The following is a 16,170-nucleotide window of genomic DNA, read 5'->3' as shown; positions in this document are numbered from 1 at the left end:
GATCGCCTTCGTCGCCGGTCAGACCCGGCGCCTGCGCCCGGACTCACCCACCGCCCTGTCGCTGAACCTCGTGGGCTCGGCGACCCTCGCGGTGCTCGCATTGCGCCAGAGGTCCTGGGGCTTCCTGATGCTGGAGGGCACCTGGGCCCTTGTGTCCGCCGCTTCCCTGACCGCCGTGTGCCTGCGCACAGCGGACCGTCCCGACACCCGCCTGACTCCCGAGGAGATCCCCATGGCAGGAGAGAAAGACCTTCGCAAGCTGCTCGCCGGAATGAGCCCGCAGCTCAACCCCGGGGAGTACGTGTTCACCGTCGCCCCCGACGGCCGCATTCCCGCCGGCGTCCGCCCCGTCGTCACCGTCGCCGAGGAGGAGGGACTGACCCTCGTCCTGCACAGACAGGATGCCGACCGGGCCGGCCTGGCCTACGACTACATCGCCAGCTGGCTCACCTTGCGCGTGCACTCCTCGCTTGAGGCGGTCGGCCTCACGGCGGTCTTCGCCGAGGCCCTCGCCCAGGCCGGGCTCAGCTGCAACGTGGTCGCCGGCTTCCACCACGACCACCTGTTCGTCCCCCACGCCGACGCCCACCGGGCCCTGGCCGCCCTGGAGCAGCTCACCCACTGACGGACCTCTGGCGGGCGGGGATGTGAGCCGTCGCCTCCCGCAGCGCTGTGAGGAAGGCCCCGGCAGACGGGGTCAGGGACCGGCCCCGGGCCGTGGCGGCGTACACCGCCCGCGCCGGGATGTCCTCGTCGGGGACCGGTAGCAGGGCGATGTCCGGGCGTACGGACTCGGCGGCCAGGGCGGGCACCAGGGTGACGCCGAGACCGGCGGCGACGTACCCCTGCTTGGCCGTCCATTCGCTGACGACATGCGCGATGCGCGGCCTGAAGCCCTGGCGCAGGGCGGCGTCCAGCAGGGTCCCCTCGGGGCGCGAGCTGCCGGATATCCAGTCGGCGTCGGCGAGTTGGCCGAGCCGTACCGGGCCCCCGCGGGTGGCGAGGGGATGGTCCGCGGGGACGGCGACGTACAGCGGCTCGTCGAGCAGGTGGTGCAGTTCGTACGACTCCAGCGGCGCCCGTCCCGTCGTCGAGACGACCGCCAGGTCGAGGTGGCCGGCGGCCAGCCGGTCCAGGAGCGCAGGGGTGAGCCCCTCCTCGCGGGACAGCCGGACGCGGGGGTGGCGGGCGCGGAACGCGGCAAGGGCGTGCGGCACGAGCGCCGCGTCCGCCGTGGCGAACGCCCCGAACCGCAGCCGTCCGCCCGCCACTTGGCGCAGTGCCGACAGCTCCTGCCCGGCGTCGTGCAGGGCCTGGGCGACCGCCTCGGCGTGCGGGACGAGGGCCCGGCCGGCCTCCGTGAGCCCTACCCCGCGCGGCAGCCGGTCGAACAGCGGACCGCCGCCCAGCGCCGCCTCCAGCGAGGCGACCTGCCGGGAGACCGCGGACTGGGTCCAGCCGAGCGTCCGCGCGGCCACGGTGAACGAACCGTGCCGGGCGACCTCCAGGAAGACGCGCAGCCAGACGGTGGAGACATCCGGAGTCCCGGCCGGATCATGCGAGTTGGGGATGGCAGCCATGCTAGACATTCGCTTGTCGCATGACATGGGCCCGCCTAGCGTCAACGTCATGGAGCAGATCGCGTTCCTGGGCCTCGGACGCATGGGCGCCCCCATGGCCCGCCGACTTCTCACCGCAGGTCACCCGTTGACCGTGTGGAACCGCACCGGCGCGAAGGCCGGGCCGCTGGTCGCCGAGGGCGCCGCGCTCGCCACCGACCCGGCGGGGGCGGTCCGCGAGGCCGACGCGGTGATCACGATGCTCGCCGACCCGACCGCGCTCGACGCGGTCGCGGACGCCGTCGTGCCGGCCCTGCGCCCCGGCACCCGGTGGATCGAGATGTCGACGGTGGGCCCGGACGCCGTACGGGAACTCGCCGCCCGGCTCGGGAGAGGCGTCGCCCTCGTCGACGCGCCCGTCCTGGGCAGCACGGACAAGGCGGCGGCCGGGGAGCTGGGCATCCTCGCCGGCGGTGACACGGACGGCGTGGAGCACATCCTCGGGCGGCTCGGCAGGATCACCCGCACCGGCCCCCTCGGCTCCGGCGCCGCCCTCAAGCTCGTCCTCAACGCGGCGATGACCGGCGGGGTCGCCCTGGTGGCCGAGGCCCTGCGCCTGGCGGACTCACTCGGCGTGGACGGGGCCACCGCACGCACCGCCCTCGCCGGCAGCCCGGTCGGGGGAGCCGTCGCCCGGGCCTTCGCCGAGGGCGCGCACTTCGGCACGGCGCTCGCCGTGAAGGATCTGGGCCTCGCCACGGCGGCCGCCCGGCTGCCCGCCCTGGAGGCCGTGTTGGACCACTACCGCGAGGCTGCCGCCGACCCGGCCCTGGCACACGCGGACATCTCCGCAGCCGCTGCCCGTATCCGCCTTTCCTGAAGGAGCCTCGTGAACGTCACCCTGAACAGTCCAGCCTCCGCACCCCAGCCCCTCAACCCCTACTACTCCCAGGTCGCCCGCGTCGAACACGCCGACGGCAGCGCCCTGCTGTTCGTCTCCGGCCAGACCGCCGAGGGCGACACCCTCGCCGAGCAGTCGCGGGGTGTGTTCGAGGCGCTCGACGCGCTGCTCGGGGCGCACGGGGCCACCCTGGCCGACGTCATCAACATCCGGACGTACCTCACGGACATCGGCAGGATCGAGGAGTACGGCGGCGTACGCCGGGCCTTCCTCACCGGCACCCCGCCGACCAGCATGACCTTCGAGGTGCCGCGCCTGTTCCGGCCGGAGGCCCTCGTCGAGATCGAAATCGTGGCGGCGGTCCCGGCCGGCAGGTGATCCTTCCCCAGGGGATCTGTTCGTACGTCCCCTACGGGAGGACCGTGGCCCCCGCCGCCGGCGAGTCCGCCACCCGTGCCGCCCGGCAGGTGCCCGATGCCAGCAGTGCGGCCGCCACGGCCTCGGCCGACGCCGCGTCCTTGACCAGGAAGGCGGTGGTCGGCCCCGAGCCGGAGACCAGGGAGGCCAGGGCGCCGGCCGTGGTGCCGGCGTCGAGGGTGGCGGCCAGGGTCGGGCGCAGGGAGAGCGCCGCCGGCTGGAGGTCGTTGGCCAGGGCTGCGGCGAGGGCTCCGGCGTCACCACTCGCGAGGGCGGCGAGCAGCTCGGGGGCGGCCTCGGGCTCGGGCACGTCCGTCCCCTCCGTCAGCCGGTCGAACTCGCGGTAGACGGCCGGGGTGGACAGTCCGCCGTCGGCGACCGCGAAGACCCAGTGGAAGGCGCCGCCGACGGGCAGCGGGGTCAGCAGCTCGCCGCGGCCCCGGCCCAGGGCCGCGCCGCCGACCAGGCTGAACGGCACGTCGCTGCCCAACTCGGCGCAGATGTCCAGGAGTTCGTCGCGGGAGGCGCCGGTGGACCAGAGGGTGTCGCAGGCCAGCAGGGCGCCCGCGGCATCGGCGCTGCCGCCGGCCATGCCGCCGGCGACCGGGATGTCCTTGGTGATGTGGAGGTGGACGTCGGGGCTGCGGCCGTAGCGGGCGGCGAGGAGTTCGGCGGCGCGGGCGGCCAGGTTCGTCCGGTCCAGCGGGATCTGGTCGACGTCGTGGCCCTCGGCGGTGATCCGCAGGGTGTCCGCGGGGGTGGCGGTGACCTCGTCGTGGAGGCCGACCGCGAGGAAGACGTTCGCGAGGTCGTGGAAGCCGTCGGGGCGGGCGGCGCCGACCGCCAGCTGGACGTTGACCTTCGCCGGGACCCGTACCGTCACCGTCGCCGCAGCCGTCACTTTCCCGCCTCCCGGTTCTCCGCGATCCGTGCGAATTCCTCGACCGTCAGTGCCTCGCCGCGGGCCTGCGGCGAGATGCCGGCGGCGACCAGGGCGGCCTCGGCCGCGGCGGCCGAGCCGGCCCAGCCGGACAGTGCGGCCCGCAGCGTCTTGCGGCGCTGGGCGAACGCGGCGTCGACGACGGCGAAGACTTCGTCGCGGCTGGCCGTGGTGTCCACCGGCCGCTCGCGGCGGACCAGGGAGACCAGGCCGGAGTCGACGTTGGGGGCGGGCCAGAAGACGTTGCGGCCGATGGCGCCGGCCCGCTTGACCTCGGCGTACCAGTTGGCCTTGACCGAGGGCACGCCGTAGACCTTGTTGCCGGGGCGGGCGGCCAGCCGGTCGGCGACCTCGGACTGGACCATGACCAGGGTGCGGTCGATGGTGGGGAACTCCGCGAGCATGTGCAGGAGGACCGGCACCGCCACGTTGTAGGGCAGGTTGGCGACCAGCGCGGTGGGCGCCGGGCCGGGCAGTTCGGTGACGTGCAGGGCGTCGCTGTGGACCAGCGTGAAGCGGTCGGCGCGCTCGGGCAGCCGGGCCGCGACGGTGGCCGGCAGCGCGGCCGCCAGGACGTCGTCGATCTCGACGGCGGTGACCCGGTCGGCGGTCTCCAGCAGCGCCAGGGTCAGCGACCCGAGCCCCGGGCCGATCTCGACGACGACGTCGTCGGGCCGGACATCGGCGGTCCGCACGATGCGGCGGACGGTGTTGGCGTCGATGACGAAGTTCTGGCCGCGCTGCTTGGTGGGGCGTACGCCCAGCGTCGCGGCCAGTTCGCGGATGTCGGCGGGACCCAGCAGCGGGCCGGACTCGTCGGTCGTACTCTTGCTCACCCGTGAAGCTTACGGCCGCACACCGGCCACGGGCTCGCCCCCCGGCTGATGTAGAGCTTCTTGGCGCGGTAGGTCTGTTCCTCGGCGGGGGCGTCCTGGGGGCGGCCGCGGCCGCCGAGGGCGTGCCAGGTGGCGACGTCGAACTGGTAGAGCCCGCCGTAGGTGCCGGAGGAGTCGACGGAGTCCGGCCGGCCGCCGGCCTCGCACTTGGCCAGTGCGTCCCAGGCGAGGTGGTCGGCGCCGCGTACGGAGAGCGGCAGTGGTCTGGTGCCGATGTGCACGATCTGCGGGCGGGGTGCCCGGACGATCTCGGTGTGCAGCCGTTTCGGTTTTTGTTTGACGCCGTTGACGGTGCGCAGCCGGTAGGTGACCCGTCGCACGCCGGGCCGCCCCTGCTGGACGACGGCCTCGGTGCCGCGGGTCAGCTGCGGGTCGGCCCGTTTGACCGTGCGGAACGGGACGGGCTCCTCGCGGACCTCTTTGCCGCCGGTGATCCGCAGCACGGAGACGGTCTGGCCCTCGCGCGGGAAGCTGTCCGGCGGTACGGAGGTGCGGTCGTGGTCGCGCAGGGCCAGACCGGCTTCCGCGAGGGCCTCGCGGACGGTGGCGGCGTTGGTGCGGATGCGGTGTTCGCGGCCGTCGGCGACGAAGACGACGGTGCGTTCGGTGCGGACCGCGAGTTCCAGCCCGTGCCGTTCGATGCGGCGGGAGCGGGAGGTGGAGAGGTAGGCGCCCTCGGCGCGGACCCCGAGTTGGTGGAGTGCGGCGGCGACGGTCTCGGCGGTGGTCCACACCTGGTGGCGGCGGCCGTCGATGGTGAGCTGGACCGGGCGGCCGTGCCGGACCACGACCTGGTCGCCGCTGTGCAGGGCGGTGCCGGGGTCGGGGGCGACGATGTCGTGGTCGCCGATGCCGAGTTCTTCGTCGGCGAGCAGGTCCTCGACGTCGTCGGCGAAGGTGTGCAGGGTGCGGGGGGTGCCGTCGACGCTGAGCCGGACGGCCTTGTCGTGGGCGATGAAGGCGGTGGTGCCGCCGGCGAGGAGGGCGACGACCGCCGCCCGGGGCAGCAGTCGGCGGAGGGCCTCGGGGCGTTCGGCGCGGCGTCTGCGACGGCCGCGCGCGGCGCGGTGGCTGCTGCTCTGCGGAAGACTCACGGCGCGCTCCACATGCCACGGATGCGGTTGACGGGCGGAGGGTAGCCGAGCCGTGGTCACTCTCCAAAGTCGGTTCAATACGGAAAGTGGCCACTTCGGGGGACGCCCCGTCCCGCCGTGCTGACGGCGGGCGGGACGCGGAGGTCAGTACCCGAAGGCGCGTGCCGTGTTGGCCGCGACGGCCGTCGCCAGGGCGTCCTCGGTCATCCCCTTGACGTCGGCCATCGCCCGCAGGGTGACCGGAATGAGGTAGGGGGCGTTGGCCCGTCCGCGGTACGGGGCGGGCGTGAGGAAGGGGGCGTCGGTCTCGACCAGGACGAGTTCCGGCGGGGCGACGGCGAGGGCGTCGCGCAGCGGCTGGGCGTTCTTGAAGGTGACGTTGCCGGCGAAGGACATGAAGTAGCCGGCCGCCGCGCAGGTCTTCGCCATCTCGGCGTCACCGGAGTAGCAGTGGAAGACGGTCCGCTCGGGGGCGCCCTCCTCGCGCAGGATCCGCAGCACGTCCTCGTGGGCCTCGCGGTCGTGGATGACCAGGGCCTTGCCGTGCCGTTTGGCGATCTCGATGTGGGCGCGGAAGGACCGCTCCTGGGCGGCCATGCCGTCGGGGCCGGTGCGGAAGTAGTCCAGGCCGGTCTCGCCGACGCCGCGGACCTGGGGCAGGGCGGCGAGCCGGTCGATCTCCGCGAGCGCCTCGTCCAGCGCCGCGTCGCCGCCCGGCTCGCGGGCACCCTGCCTCGACCATCCGTCGGGGTCGCCGAGGACGATGCGCGGGGCCTCGTTGGGGTGCAGGGCGACGGTGGCGTGGACGCTGTCGTACGCGGCGGCCGTCTCGGCGGCCCACTGCGAGCCCTTGATGTCGCAGCCGACCTGGACGACGGTGGTCACGCCGACGGAGGCCGCCTTGGCGAGCGCCTCGTCGACGGTTCCCTCCTGCATGTCCAGGTGGGTGTGCGAGTCCGCGACCGCCACCCGAAGGGGTTCGGGCAGCGGCGGCGGGGTGTTCTTGTCCTGCGGTGCCATGGCCGCGATCCTACGAGGACCGCGGCCGGGCCTCACCTGCGGTGGTGCTGGAAGGGGTGCAGCAGGTCGGAGAGGTGCCAGTGGTGCTTGCCGGTCTCCGGGGGCGCTTCGGCGGTGCTGCCGGTGCGCTCCGCGGCGGGTGCCCCCTTCTTCTGGTTCCTCTCGTCCTTGTCGTGCTTCTCGCCCTTGTGGCTCTTCTCGCCGCTGTTCTGGCGCTGGTGCATGTTCGCGATCGCGTGGGAGACCATCGAGACCTGTCCGGAGCGCATGATGCGTACGACGTTGCTGCCGCAGCTCTGGCAGGTGGGGCAGGTCAGCGGGGACGGCACCCGCTCGCCGTCGGTGTAGTAGACGACCCGTTCCCGGCCCTTGGTGTCGAGCTGGTGGACTATCTCGTACGCCTGCTCCCAGCCGTATCCGCATTTCATGCAGGCGAAGGAGTACGCCTCGTGGGCGGAGGGCTCGGGCTGGGGGATGGGGTGGACGCCGGTGGCGTTCGCGGTCTTGGCGATCTCGCTCATGTGCGCTCCTCTTGTCCGCTGGACAAGGTCTTCGGGAACGGTTCGTCCCTCCCCCAGTGGACGCCTTTCCGTGGCGCAATGCAGCAGGTCTTCGACGGTATTGGCCCAGATTTGGCCGACGGTAGGAAAATCACCCCAACGCCTCGGCCTGCGCTTTACCTTTCCAGCCAGTCATTTACCTTCTGATGAGTCGGTTTTCTCCGTGGCCTGCGCATTATTCTTCGGCGGCCGGTTTTCGGGTGGCCGGTGAGCGCGCCGTGCGGACCTCCTACGAGGCGCCCTTCTCCGCGTTCTTCGCCGCGACCACCGCGTCGAAGACCTCCCGCTTGGGCAGCCCCGCCTCGGCCGCGACCGCCGCGATGGCCTCCTTGCGCCGCTCCCCCGCCTCCTCGCGGACCCGCACCCGGCGCACCAGCTCCTCGGGCGCCAGCTCCTGCGGCCCGCTCTCGGGGGCGCCCTCGACGACGATCGTGATCTCGCCCCGTACGCCCTCGGCCGCCCAGGTCGCCAGCTCGCCCAGCGTCCCGCGCTTGACCTCCTCGTACGTCTTGGTCAGCTCGCGGCAGACCGCGGCCCGGCGGTCCGCGCCGAAGACCTCGGCCATCGCGGCGAGGGTGTCGTCGAGCCGGTGCGGCGCCTCGAAATACACCAGGGTGCGCCGCTCGTCGGCGACCTCGCGCAGCCGGGAGCGCCGTTCGCCGGCCTTGCGCGGCGGAAAGCCCTCGAAGCAGAAGCGGTCCACCGGCAGGCCGGAGACGGCCAGCGCGGTGAGCACCGCGCTCGGGCCCGGTACGGCGGTGACCTTGATGCCGCGCTCGACGGCCGCCGCCACCAGCCGGTAGCCCGGGTCGGAGACCGACGGCATGCCGGCGTCGGTGACCAGCAGCACCCGGGCGCCGCCGGCCAGCGCGTCGGCCAGTTCGGGCGTGCGGGCCGCCTCGTTGCCCTCGAAGTACGACACGATCCGGCCGGTGGGCGTCACGTCCAGCGCCTGGGTCAGCCGGCGCAGCCGCCGGGTGTCCTCGGCGGCGATCACCTCGGCGGCAGCCAGTTCGGCGGCGAGCCGCGGCGGCGCGTCCGCGATGTCGCCGATGGGCGTCCCTGCAAGTACCAGCACTCCAGTCACCCGCCCATCCTCCCAGGACACCGCGGGCCGTCCGACCCGCCCCGGCCGGGCATCCGCCGGTGGCGCTCCCCACCGGTCCACAGGCTGCTTCCCTACGATGGGCCGGGTGACGAGTGACACCACCGCGACCGACGCCGCCGCGCACGCCGCTCCGGAGCCGGCCCGGCAGCCCCCCGTCTGGCAGCGGCGGCTGCGCCGATTCGGATATCCGGCCGCGCCGCCGGCCGACGTCCGGACGCGGCTGGTACCCGCGTATCCCCGGCCGGGCGGCCGGCTGTGGGCGGTGTTCGGAGCCGGACCGGACGTCGCGGACCGGCTGGCGCGCTGGTCGGGCTGGGGCGGCCCGCTGCTGGTGGCACTGTTCGCGGGGGTGCTGCGGTTCTGGAACCTCGGCAGCCCGCGGAAGGTGATATTCGACGAGACGTACTACCCCAAGGACGCCTGGTCGCTGCTGCAGTACGGCTACGAGGGCACCTGGGCCAAGAACGCCAATGACGCGCTGGTGGCCCATCCGCCGCAGATCCTGCTCTCGCCGGAGCACTCGTACGTCGTCCACCCCCCGATGGGCAAGTGGCTGATCGCGGCCGGCGAGTGGGCGCTGGGGATGAACCCCTTCGGCTGGCGGTTCACGGTGGCGCTGCTCGGCACCCTCTCGGTGCTGCTGATCTGCCGGATCGGGCGGCGGCTGATGCGGTCCACGGCGCTGGGCTGCCTGGCCGGGACCCTGCTGGCGGTGGACGGCCTGCACTTCGTGATGAGCCGCACCGCGCTGCTCGACCTGATCGTGATGTTCTGGGTGGTGGCCGCGTTCGGCTGCCTGCTGGTGGACCGGGACCGCACCCGCGCCCGGCTCGCCGCGGCGCTCCCCGTGAGCCCGGACGGGGTGGCCCGCCCGGACGACGGTGTCGGCGACCGGCTCCGCCTGGGGTGGCGGCCCTGGCGGATCGCGGCCGGCCTCTGCCTGGGCCTGGCCTCGGCCACCAAGTGGAACGGGCTGTATTTCCTCGCGGCGTTCGCCCTGATGTCGTTCCTCTGGGACGTCGCGGCCCGGCGCACGGCCGGCGCCCGGCGCCCGTTCCGCTCGGCGCTGCGCCGCGACGTGCTGCCCGCATTCGGCGCCACCGTCGTCGTCGCCCTGGCCACCTACCTCGCGTCCTGGACCGGCTGGATCGCCACCAAGGGCGGCTACTACCGCGACTGGGCGACCACCCCGGAGGGCCGGGCGGCCGGCTGGACCTGGCTGCCGGACTGGCTGCGCAGCCTGTGGCACTACCAGACCGAGGTCTACGCCTTCCACACCGGGCTGACCACCCCGCACACCTACCAGTCCAACCCCTGGAGCTGGCTGGTCCTGGGCCGCCCGGTCTCGTACTTCTACGAGGACCCCAGGTTCGGCCAGGACGGCTGCACCGCGGCCGAGGGCTGCGCCCGCGAGGTGCTGGCGCTGGGCACCCCGCTGCTGTGGTGGGCGTCCTGCTTCGCGCTGCTGTACGTCCTGTACCGCTGGCTGTTCAAGCGGGACTGGCGGGCCGGCGCGATCGCCTGCGGGGTCGCCGCCGGCTACCTCCCCTGGTTCCTCTACCAGGAGCGGACGATCTTCCTCTTCTACGCCGTCGTTTTCGTGCCGTTCCTGTGCCTGGCGCTGGCCATGATGATCGGCGCGATCATCGGCCCACCGGGGGCGACCGAGCGCCGCCGCACCGTCGGCGCCGTGGGGGCCGGCGTCCTGGTGCTCCTCATCATCTGGAACTTCGTCTACTTCTATCCCCTCTATACCGGTCTGCCCATCCCGAAGAGCGCCTGGCACCACCGGATGTGGTTCGACAGCTGGGTGTGAGCGGCCCACGGAGTTCGACGATTCCGTTACAGGCTTACAACAGTGCGTCACCCGACCGTGCCCGGATCGAGACTCGGTGCTGTTCCCGTGTCCCTTAGAGTGCGTGGCACGTTCTTGTGTGCGTATTCAAGGACGAGGCTTCTGGGAGGGAATCGGTGGCATGCGCCGTGAGGTGAAGTACGGGCTGATCGGCGGATCGGTGGCCCTGGTGGCGGGAGTCGTGGGCGGCCTCACGCTGTTCGGCGGATCGGACGACGCGCCGGCGGAGGTCCGGTCCGCGGACGCCGCGGCCGGTGACGACGCGCCCAAGGTGCCGACCGGCCCGCTCTCCGCCAAGGAGGTGCAGACCGCCGGCCAGGAGTTCCTGACCGCCTGGCAGTCCGGCGACGCCGCCAAGGCCGCGAAGCTGACCGACAGTCCGGACACCGCACGGGCGGCGCTCGCGTCCTTCGCCAAGCAGGCCGGGTTCGCCAAGGTGACGGTGACGCCCGGCACCCCCTCCGGCGACAAGATCCCGTACACCGTCGCCGCGCAGATCGACTACAAGGGCACCAAGGCGCCGTACTCGTACCGCGGCTCGGCGAGCCTCCACCGGGACAAGGCCACCGGCAAGCCGGTGATCGCCTGGCAGCCGTCCGTGCTGCACCCGGGCCTGGCCAAGGGCGACGAGCTGCGGACCGGCGAGGCCGAGGCGCCGCCGATCAAGGCCGTGGACCGGCACGGCGCGGAGCTGACCCCCCAGGCGCACCCGACGCTCGCCGCGATCCTGGACAGCCTGCGCGACAAGTACGGCGACAAGACCGACGGCAAGCCCGGCGTGGAGCTCTACATCAAGCGCGCCAAGGCCGCCAAGCCGGCCGACCAGCAGCCCGACAAGACCCTGAAGACGCTCTCCAAGGGGACCCCCGGCACGCTGAAGACCACCCTGGACGCGAAGCTGCAGACCGCGGCCGAGAAGGCCGTCCAGGGCAAGAAGTCCGCCTCCGCGGCCGCGATCAAGCCCAGCACCGGCGAGATCCTGGCGCTCGCCAATTCCCCGGCCAAGGGCTTCAACATGGCCACCCAGGGCTCGCTGGCGCCCGGCTCGACGATGAAGATCGTCACCTCGGCGATGCTGATGGACAAGGGCCTGACCTCGCCGGGCAAGAAGAACCCGTGCCCGAAGTACGTCACGGTCGGCGGCTGGAAGTTCCAGAACCTCAACAAGTCCGAGATCAAGGACGGCACCTTCGCGCAGAGCTTCGCCGCGTCCTGCAACAACGCCTTCATCTCGCACGCCAAGGACCTCAGCGACGACGACCTGACCAACGAGGCCCGCGACGTCTTCGGCATCGGGCTGAACTGGCAGACCGGCATCCCCACCTTCGACGGCGCGGTGCCGGTGCAGCACGACGCCCAGATGGCGGCCTCGCTGATCGGCCAGGGCGGCGTCCGGATGAACCCGCTCAACGTCGCCACGCTCGCCGCGACGGTCCGCGCCGGCTCGTTCCACCAGCCGTACATCGTCGCCCCGTCGCTGGACAACCGGACGCTCGCCAAGGCCGCCCGCACCATGAAGCCGGCCACCCTCAGCGGGCTGAAGTCGCTGATGAAGCTGACCGCGACCTCCGGTACGGCCGCCGAGGCGATGTCCGGGGTCAGCGGTGACATCGGCGCCAAGACCGGCTCCGCCGAGGTCGACAACCAGAAGAAGCCGAACGCGTGGTTCACCGCGTACCGCGACGACCTGGCCGCGGCGGCCGTCGTCCCGGCCAGCGGCCACGGCGGCTCCAACGCGGGCCCGGTGGTCCGCGCGATCCTCACCGCCGGCTGAGCCCGCCGGGGCCGCCCCGCGGGGCGGCCCTCTCACGCACCGGAACCCGGTCGCATGGCCCGTACAGCTTTCGCTAGCGTGCGGGCCATGTCGCTTTCCGCCTCCGACGCCCCCTCCCCCGCCCGCCCACGCTTCGCCCGGGCCCTCGCCGTGCGCGAGCGTTCCTCGTGACCCCGCTGGTCGTCGCGGCCGTCCTCGCGGCCGCCGTGACACACGCCAGCTGGAACGCGATCGCCCACGGCATACGTGACCAGCTGCTCGCCTTCACCCTGGTCGGCGGCGGCGGCGCGCTCTGCGGCGCGGTCCTCGCCCTCGCCACCCCGCTGCCGGCCGCCGGCGCCTGGCCCTGCCTCCTGGCCTCCGCGGTCCTGCACATCGTCTACCAGGCCCTGCTCATGCGGTCGTTCCGGCTGGGCGACTTCGGGCAGATGTACCCCATCGCCCGCGGCAGCGCCCCGCTCGTCGTCACCGTCCTCGCGGCCGTCTTCGTCCACGAGATCCCCGGCCCCTGGGCCCTCGCGGGCGTGGCCCTCGCCTCCGCGGGCCTGGTCGGCGTGGCCCTGTGGGGCGTCCGCGCCGCCGGCACCCGGCCGCACTGGCCGGCCATCATCGCGGCCCTCGCCACCGGCCTGTCCATCGCGTCGTACACCACCGTCGACGGCCTCGGCGTCCGCGCCGCCGGCACGCCGCTGGGCTACATCGCCTGGCTGATGATCCTCGAAGGCCTCGTGATCCCCCTGTGGGCCCTCGCCGTCCACCGGGGCCAACTCCTCACCGCCCTCCGCCCGTTCGCGGCCCGCGGCCTGGCCGGCGGAGTCCTCTCCGTCCTCGCGTACGGCCTGGTCCTGTGGGCACAGACGCGCGCCCCCCTCGCCCCCGTCGCCGCCCTCCGCGAGTCCTCCATCATCGTCGGCGCGGCCATCGGCGCCCTGTTCTTCAAGGAACGATTCGGCACACCGCGGATCGCCGCCGCGGGCCTCATGGTCGTCGGCATCGGCCTCATGCTGTACGCGGGCTGAGGCGCGGGGGCCGCCTCCCACGTCGTCGGCTGTCCCGCCGTGGGGGTCGCTGTTCTTCCGCCTTCGGCGGGCGCGGGGGTCCGGGCCGGGGAGCGCTCGCCAAGTGGGTGGCACCGGGTACGGGCCTTTGGCCCTCACCCCGCCCCCGCCGGAGACGAAAACAGAAGAGGTCCGGCGGGTCAGCCGACGACGTGGGAGACGGCTCGCAGCAGCGCCTGCGCACGGGGATCCGCCGTGACGTTCGGCTGCATCCCGTTCGTCACGTAGCCGAAGGCGACCCCGCTCTCGGGGTCCGCGCAGGCGAGCGCGCCGCCGCGGCCCGGGTGGCCGAAGGAGCCGGGCGAGAGCAGCGGCGAGGCCGGGCCGTGGAGCATGAAGCCGAGGCCGAAGCGGGTGGAGACCAGGAGCGTGCGGTCGGGGCCCGCGGACTCCTCGGTGCGGGCGAGGGTGAGGGTCGCGGGGGCGAAGAGCCGCGGGTGTCCGTCGACCGCGCCGATCAGCGCGGCGTAACAGCGGGCCAGTGCCCGGGCCGTGGCGACGCCCGCCGAGGCGGGCAGTTCGGCGGCGCGGAAGGCGGGGGCGTTCTCGTCGGGGGCCGGCGAGATCGCGGCGAAGGCCCGGCTCGTGAGGGAGGCCGGGTCCTCGTACGCCGCGGCGACGTCCCGCTTGGGGCGGACGCGGAGGCCGCTGGCGGCGGGCGGCGCCGGGGGCGTGACGGGGGCCAGCCGGCCGGCCCGGGACTGTTCGGCGTCCGGCAGGCCGATCCACAGGTCCAGGCCGAGCGGCCCGGATATCTCCTCGGCGACCCAGGTGCCGAGGGTGCGGCCGGTGACCCGCAGCACCAGTTCACCGAGCAGCCAGCTGTAGGTCTGGGCGTGGTAGCCGTGGTCCGTGCCCGGCTCCCAGGCGGGGGCCTGGGCGGCGATCGCGGCGGGTCCGCTGGTGCCGTCGAGGGCCTGGGCGGGGGTGAGCGGGGTGTCGAGGACGGGCAGTCCGGCGCGGTGGGAGAGCAGGTGGCGGACGAGGACGCGTTCCTTGCCCGCGGACTTGAATTCCGGCCAGTACGTGCCGACCGGCGCGTCCAGGTCGAGCTGTCCGCGCTGGTGCAGCAGCAGCGGGACGACGGCGGCGATGCCCTTGGTCGCGGACCGGATCACCTGGGCGGTGCCGGCCTCCCAGGGCGCGGCCGTGCCGTCCGGCGCGCCGTCACCGTCCTTCGTACCGCCCCACAGGTCGACGACCTTCCGCCCGTGCCGGTAGACGGCGACCGCCGCCCCCCGCTCTCCGCGTCGCGCGAAGTTGGCCATGAAGGCGTCCCGGACCGGCTCGAAGCCGTCCTCGACCGTGCCCTGGACGTCCACCACTGACTCCCGCTTCCCACTCATCCGTCGCTTTCGTGACCCATCAATGGTGCAACGCGCGGATCGGTGCTGGTGACCAGGGCCTCGGCCCGTGGCGTTCGTCACATGGGAGCGGTGCCCGGAGGCGTCATCACTGCGGGACGGTGACCGAGCGTGGGTCGAAGCCGAACGGCAGCTCCAGGCGGTGGGTGCGCATCAGCTCGTCGTCGCACAGCAGCTCCTGGGTGGTGCCGTCGGCGACCAGTACGCCACCGGAGAGCACGACGGACCGCGGGCACAGCTCCAGCGCGTACGGCAGGTCGTGGGTGACCATCAGCACGGTGACGTCCAACGACCGCAGGATGTCGGCGAGTTCGCGGCGGGAGGCCGGGTCGAGGTTGGAGGACGGCTCGTCCAGGACGAGGATCTCCGGGCGCATGGCCAGGACGGTGGCGACGGCCACCCGGCGGCGCTGGCCGAAGGAGAGGTGGTGCGGCGGGCGGTCGGCGAAGCCGGCCATGCCGACCCGGTCGAGCGCCTCGGTGACCCGGGCGTCGAGTTCGGCGCCGCGCAGGCCCGCGGCGGCCGGGCCGAAGGCGACGTCCTCGCGGACGGTGGGCATGAACAGCTGGTCGTCGGGGTCCTGGAAGACGATGCCGACCCGGCGGCGGATCTCCGCGAGGTGCTGCTTGGCGACCGGGAGCCCGGCCACCGCGACGCTGCCGGCGCCGGCTTCGAGGATCCCGTTGAGGTGCAGGACGAGGGTGGTCTTTCCGGCGCCGTTGGGGCCGAGCAGCGCGACGCGTTCGCCGCGGGCGACGGTCAGGTCGACGCCGAAGAGCGCCTGGTGGCCATCGGGGTAGGCGTAGGCGAGGCCGGAGACGGCGAGCGAGGGGGCGGGCGCGGCGGCGGGTGGTGCGGTGCTCAAAGGGTCCATCCCAGGAGGCAGACGGCGAGCGCGGCCAGAGGGAGGGCGGCCGCGCGGGTCCATTGTGTGCGGGTGGCGGTGACGGCGTCGATGACGGGCATGGTGCCGGTGTAGCCGCGGCTGACCATGGCGAGGTGGACCCGTTCGCCGCGCTCGTAGGAGCGGATGAACAGGGCTCCGGCGGACTTGGCGAGCACGCCCCAGTGGCGTACGCCGCGGGCCTCGAAGCCGCGGGAGAGCCGGGCGATCCGCATCCGCCGCATCTCGTCGGTGATCACGTCGCCGTAGCGGATCATGAAGGAGGCGATCTGCACGAGCAGCGGCGGCATCCGGAGCCGCTGCAGGCCGAGGAGGAGTTCGCGCAGTTCGGTGGTGGCCGCGAGCAGTACGGACGCGGCAACGCCCAGCGTCCCCTTGGCGAGGATGTTCCAGGCGCCCCAGAGACCGGACTCGCTCAGGCTGAGCCCGAGGGCGTGGATCCGCGGGCCCTCGGCGACGAACGGCATCAGCACGGCGAAGGCGACGAACGGCACCTCGATCAGCAGCCGTTTGAGGAGAAACCCGGCCGAGACCCGGGCCGCCACGGCGGCGGCCACGATCAGCAGCGCGTAGAGCCCGAAGGCCCAGACCGCCTCGCGCGGGGTGGAGACGACGATCAGGACGAAGCAGAAGACCGCGGCGATCTTGCAGTGCGCGGGCAGCGCGTGCACGGGCGAGTGCCCGTGCCGGTAGAGCTTGTGTGCGTGGCCGGCGCCCATG

General features: G+C 73.4%; 16 protein-coding genes. 6 read left to right on the top strand and 10 right to left on the bottom strand.

The features are described 5' to 3' along the window. Positions 1–232 precede the first annotated feature (232 nt). Entirely contained in the window at positions 233–625 is a 393-nt protein-coding gene (locus tag AB0G35_RS07020; protein ID WP_360945330.1) for an ACT domain-containing protein, read from the top strand. Here the strand turns inward: AB0G35_RS07020 and AB0G35_RS07015 are convergent. After that, complete coding sequence (locus AB0G35_RS07015) at positions 615–1,580, bottom strand: LysR family transcriptional regulator (RefSeq protein WP_360944941.1); 966 nt, start codon at positions 1,578–1,580, stop codon at positions 615–617. The two genes, AB0G35_RS07020 and AB0G35_RS07015, sit on opposite strands and share 11 nt — an antisense overlap. A 49-nt stretch (positions 1,581–1,629) precedes the next feature. On the opposite strand from AB0G35_RS07015, the gene AB0G35_RS07010 reads away from it, so the two are divergent. Together AB0G35_RS07010 and AB0G35_RS07005 are read left to right on the top strand one after the other, a co-directional pair. Then, complete coding sequence (locus tag AB0G35_RS07010; protein WP_360944938.1) at positions 1,630–2,439, top strand: NAD(P)-dependent oxidoreductase; 810 nt, start codon at positions 1,630–1,632, stop codon at positions 2,437–2,439. A 9-nt stretch (positions 2,440–2,448) separates the two neighbouring features. Further along, the gene (locus tag AB0G35_RS07005) at positions 2,449–2,838 is read left to right on the top strand and encodes a RidA family protein (protein WP_360944935.1); all 390 of its coding nucleotides are present in this window, start codon (positions 2,449–2,451) and stop codon (positions 2,836–2,838) included. Positions 2,839–2,869: 31 nt separating this feature from the next. On the opposite strand, the gene AB0G35_RS07000 is transcribed toward AB0G35_RS07005, so the two are convergent. From AB0G35_RS07000 to rsmI, 6 genes are all read right to left on the bottom strand, one after another. Further along, positions 2,870–3,778, bottom strand: a complete 909-nt coding sequence (locus AB0G35_RS07000; protein ID WP_360944932.1) for a 4-(cytidine 5'-diphospho)-2-C-methyl-D-erythritol kinase — start codon at positions 3,776–3,778, stop codon at positions 2,870–2,872. Beyond that, positions 3,775–4,653 (bottom strand): 16S rRNA (adenine(1518)-N(6)/adenine(1519)-N(6))-dimethyltransferase RsmA, encoded by an 879-nt coding sequence (gene rsmA, locus AB0G35_RS06995; protein WP_360944929.1) that lies wholly within the window; start codon positions 4,651–4,653, stop codon positions 3,775–3,777. The genes AB0G35_RS07000 and rsmA overlap by 4 nt, the downstream gene beginning before the upstream one ends. Then, a complete protein-coding gene (locus AB0G35_RS06990; protein WP_360944927.1) occupies positions 4,650–5,807 on the bottom strand; it encodes a ubiquitin-like domain-containing protein in 1,158 nt (385 codons plus the stop codon). Before AB0G35_RS06990 ends, rsmA begins: the two co-directional genes overlap by 4 nt. A gap of 144 nt (positions 5,808–5,951) precedes the next feature. Then, positions 5,952–6,827: a TatD family hydrolase gene (locus AB0G35_RS06985; protein WP_360944924.1), complete on the bottom strand. Its 876-nt coding sequence runs from the start codon at positions 6,825–6,827 to the stop codon at positions 5,952–5,954. 32 nt (positions 6,828–6,859) lie between these two features. Then, positions 6,860–7,348: a hypothetical protein gene (locus AB0G35_RS06980; RefSeq protein WP_360944922.1), complete on the bottom strand. Its 489-nt coding sequence runs from the start codon at positions 7,346–7,348 to the stop codon at positions 6,860–6,862. Positions 7,349–7,616: 268 nt separating this feature from the next. Further along, a complete protein-coding gene (gene rsmI, locus AB0G35_RS06975) occupies positions 7,617–8,474 on the bottom strand; it encodes a 16S rRNA (cytidine(1402)-2'-O)-methyltransferase (RefSeq protein ID WP_360944919.1) in 858 nt (285 codons plus the stop codon). Positions 8,475–8,571: 97 nt separating this feature from the next. Here rsmI and AB0G35_RS06970 point away from each other — a divergent pair, with 97 nt between their 5' ends. The 3 genes from AB0G35_RS06970 to AB0G35_RS06960 all read left to right on the top strand — a co-directional run bounded on the left by AB0G35_RS06970 (position 8,572) and on the right by AB0G35_RS06960 (position 13,143). After that, positions 8,572–10,311: a phospholipid carrier-dependent glycosyltransferase gene (locus AB0G35_RS06970; protein ID WP_360944916.1), complete on the top strand. Its 1,740-nt coding sequence runs from the start codon at positions 8,572–8,574 to the stop codon at positions 10,309–10,311. Positions 10,312–10,471: 160 nt separating this feature from the next. Next, positions 10,472–12,124, top strand: a complete 1,653-nt coding sequence (locus tag AB0G35_RS06965; RefSeq protein ID WP_360944913.1) for a penicillin-binding transpeptidase domain-containing protein — start codon at positions 10,472–10,474, stop codon at positions 12,122–12,124. Positions 12,125–12,291: 167 nt separating this feature from the next. Then, the gene (locus tag AB0G35_RS06960; protein ID WP_360944910.1) at positions 12,292–13,143 is read left to right on the top strand and encodes a DMT family transporter; all 852 of its coding nucleotides are present in this window, start codon (positions 12,292–12,294) and stop codon (positions 13,141–13,143) included. Positions 13,144–13,322: 179 nt separating this feature from the next. On the opposite strand, the gene AB0G35_RS06955 is transcribed toward AB0G35_RS06960, so the two are convergent. The 3 genes from AB0G35_RS06955 to cbiQ all read right to left on the bottom strand — a co-directional run bounded on the left by AB0G35_RS06955 (position 13,323) and on the right by cbiQ (position 16,169). Then, positions 13,323–14,528, bottom strand: coding sequence for a serine hydrolase domain-containing protein (locus AB0G35_RS06955; RefSeq protein ID WP_360944907.1), 1,206 nt, complete (start codon positions 14,526–14,528; stop codon positions 13,323–13,325). Positions 14,529–14,634: 106 nt separating this feature from the next. Continuing rightward, positions 14,635–15,411 carry an ABC transporter ATP-binding protein gene (locus AB0G35_RS06950; RefSeq protein ID WP_360944904.1) on the bottom strand — a complete coding sequence of 259 codons (777 nt, stop codon included), beginning with the start codon at positions 15,409–15,411 and terminating at the stop codon, positions 14,635–14,637. Next, positions 15,408–16,169, bottom strand: coding sequence for a cobalt ECF transporter T component CbiQ (gene cbiQ, locus AB0G35_RS06945; RefSeq protein ID WP_360944901.1), 762 nt, complete (start codon positions 16,167–16,169; stop codon positions 15,408–15,410). Before cbiQ ends, AB0G35_RS06950 begins: the two co-directional genes overlap by 4 nt. Position 16,170: the final 1 nt, after the last annotated feature.

The sequence above is a fragment of the Streptomyces sp. NPDC021749 genome, from assembly GCF_040640655.1.
Classification (GTDB): Bacteria; Actinomycetota; Actinomycetes; order Streptomycetales; family Streptomycetaceae; genus Streptomyces.
The sequence above is the reverse complement of the archived record's forward strand: the minus strand, read 5'-3'. Positions and strand labels throughout refer to the sequence as shown.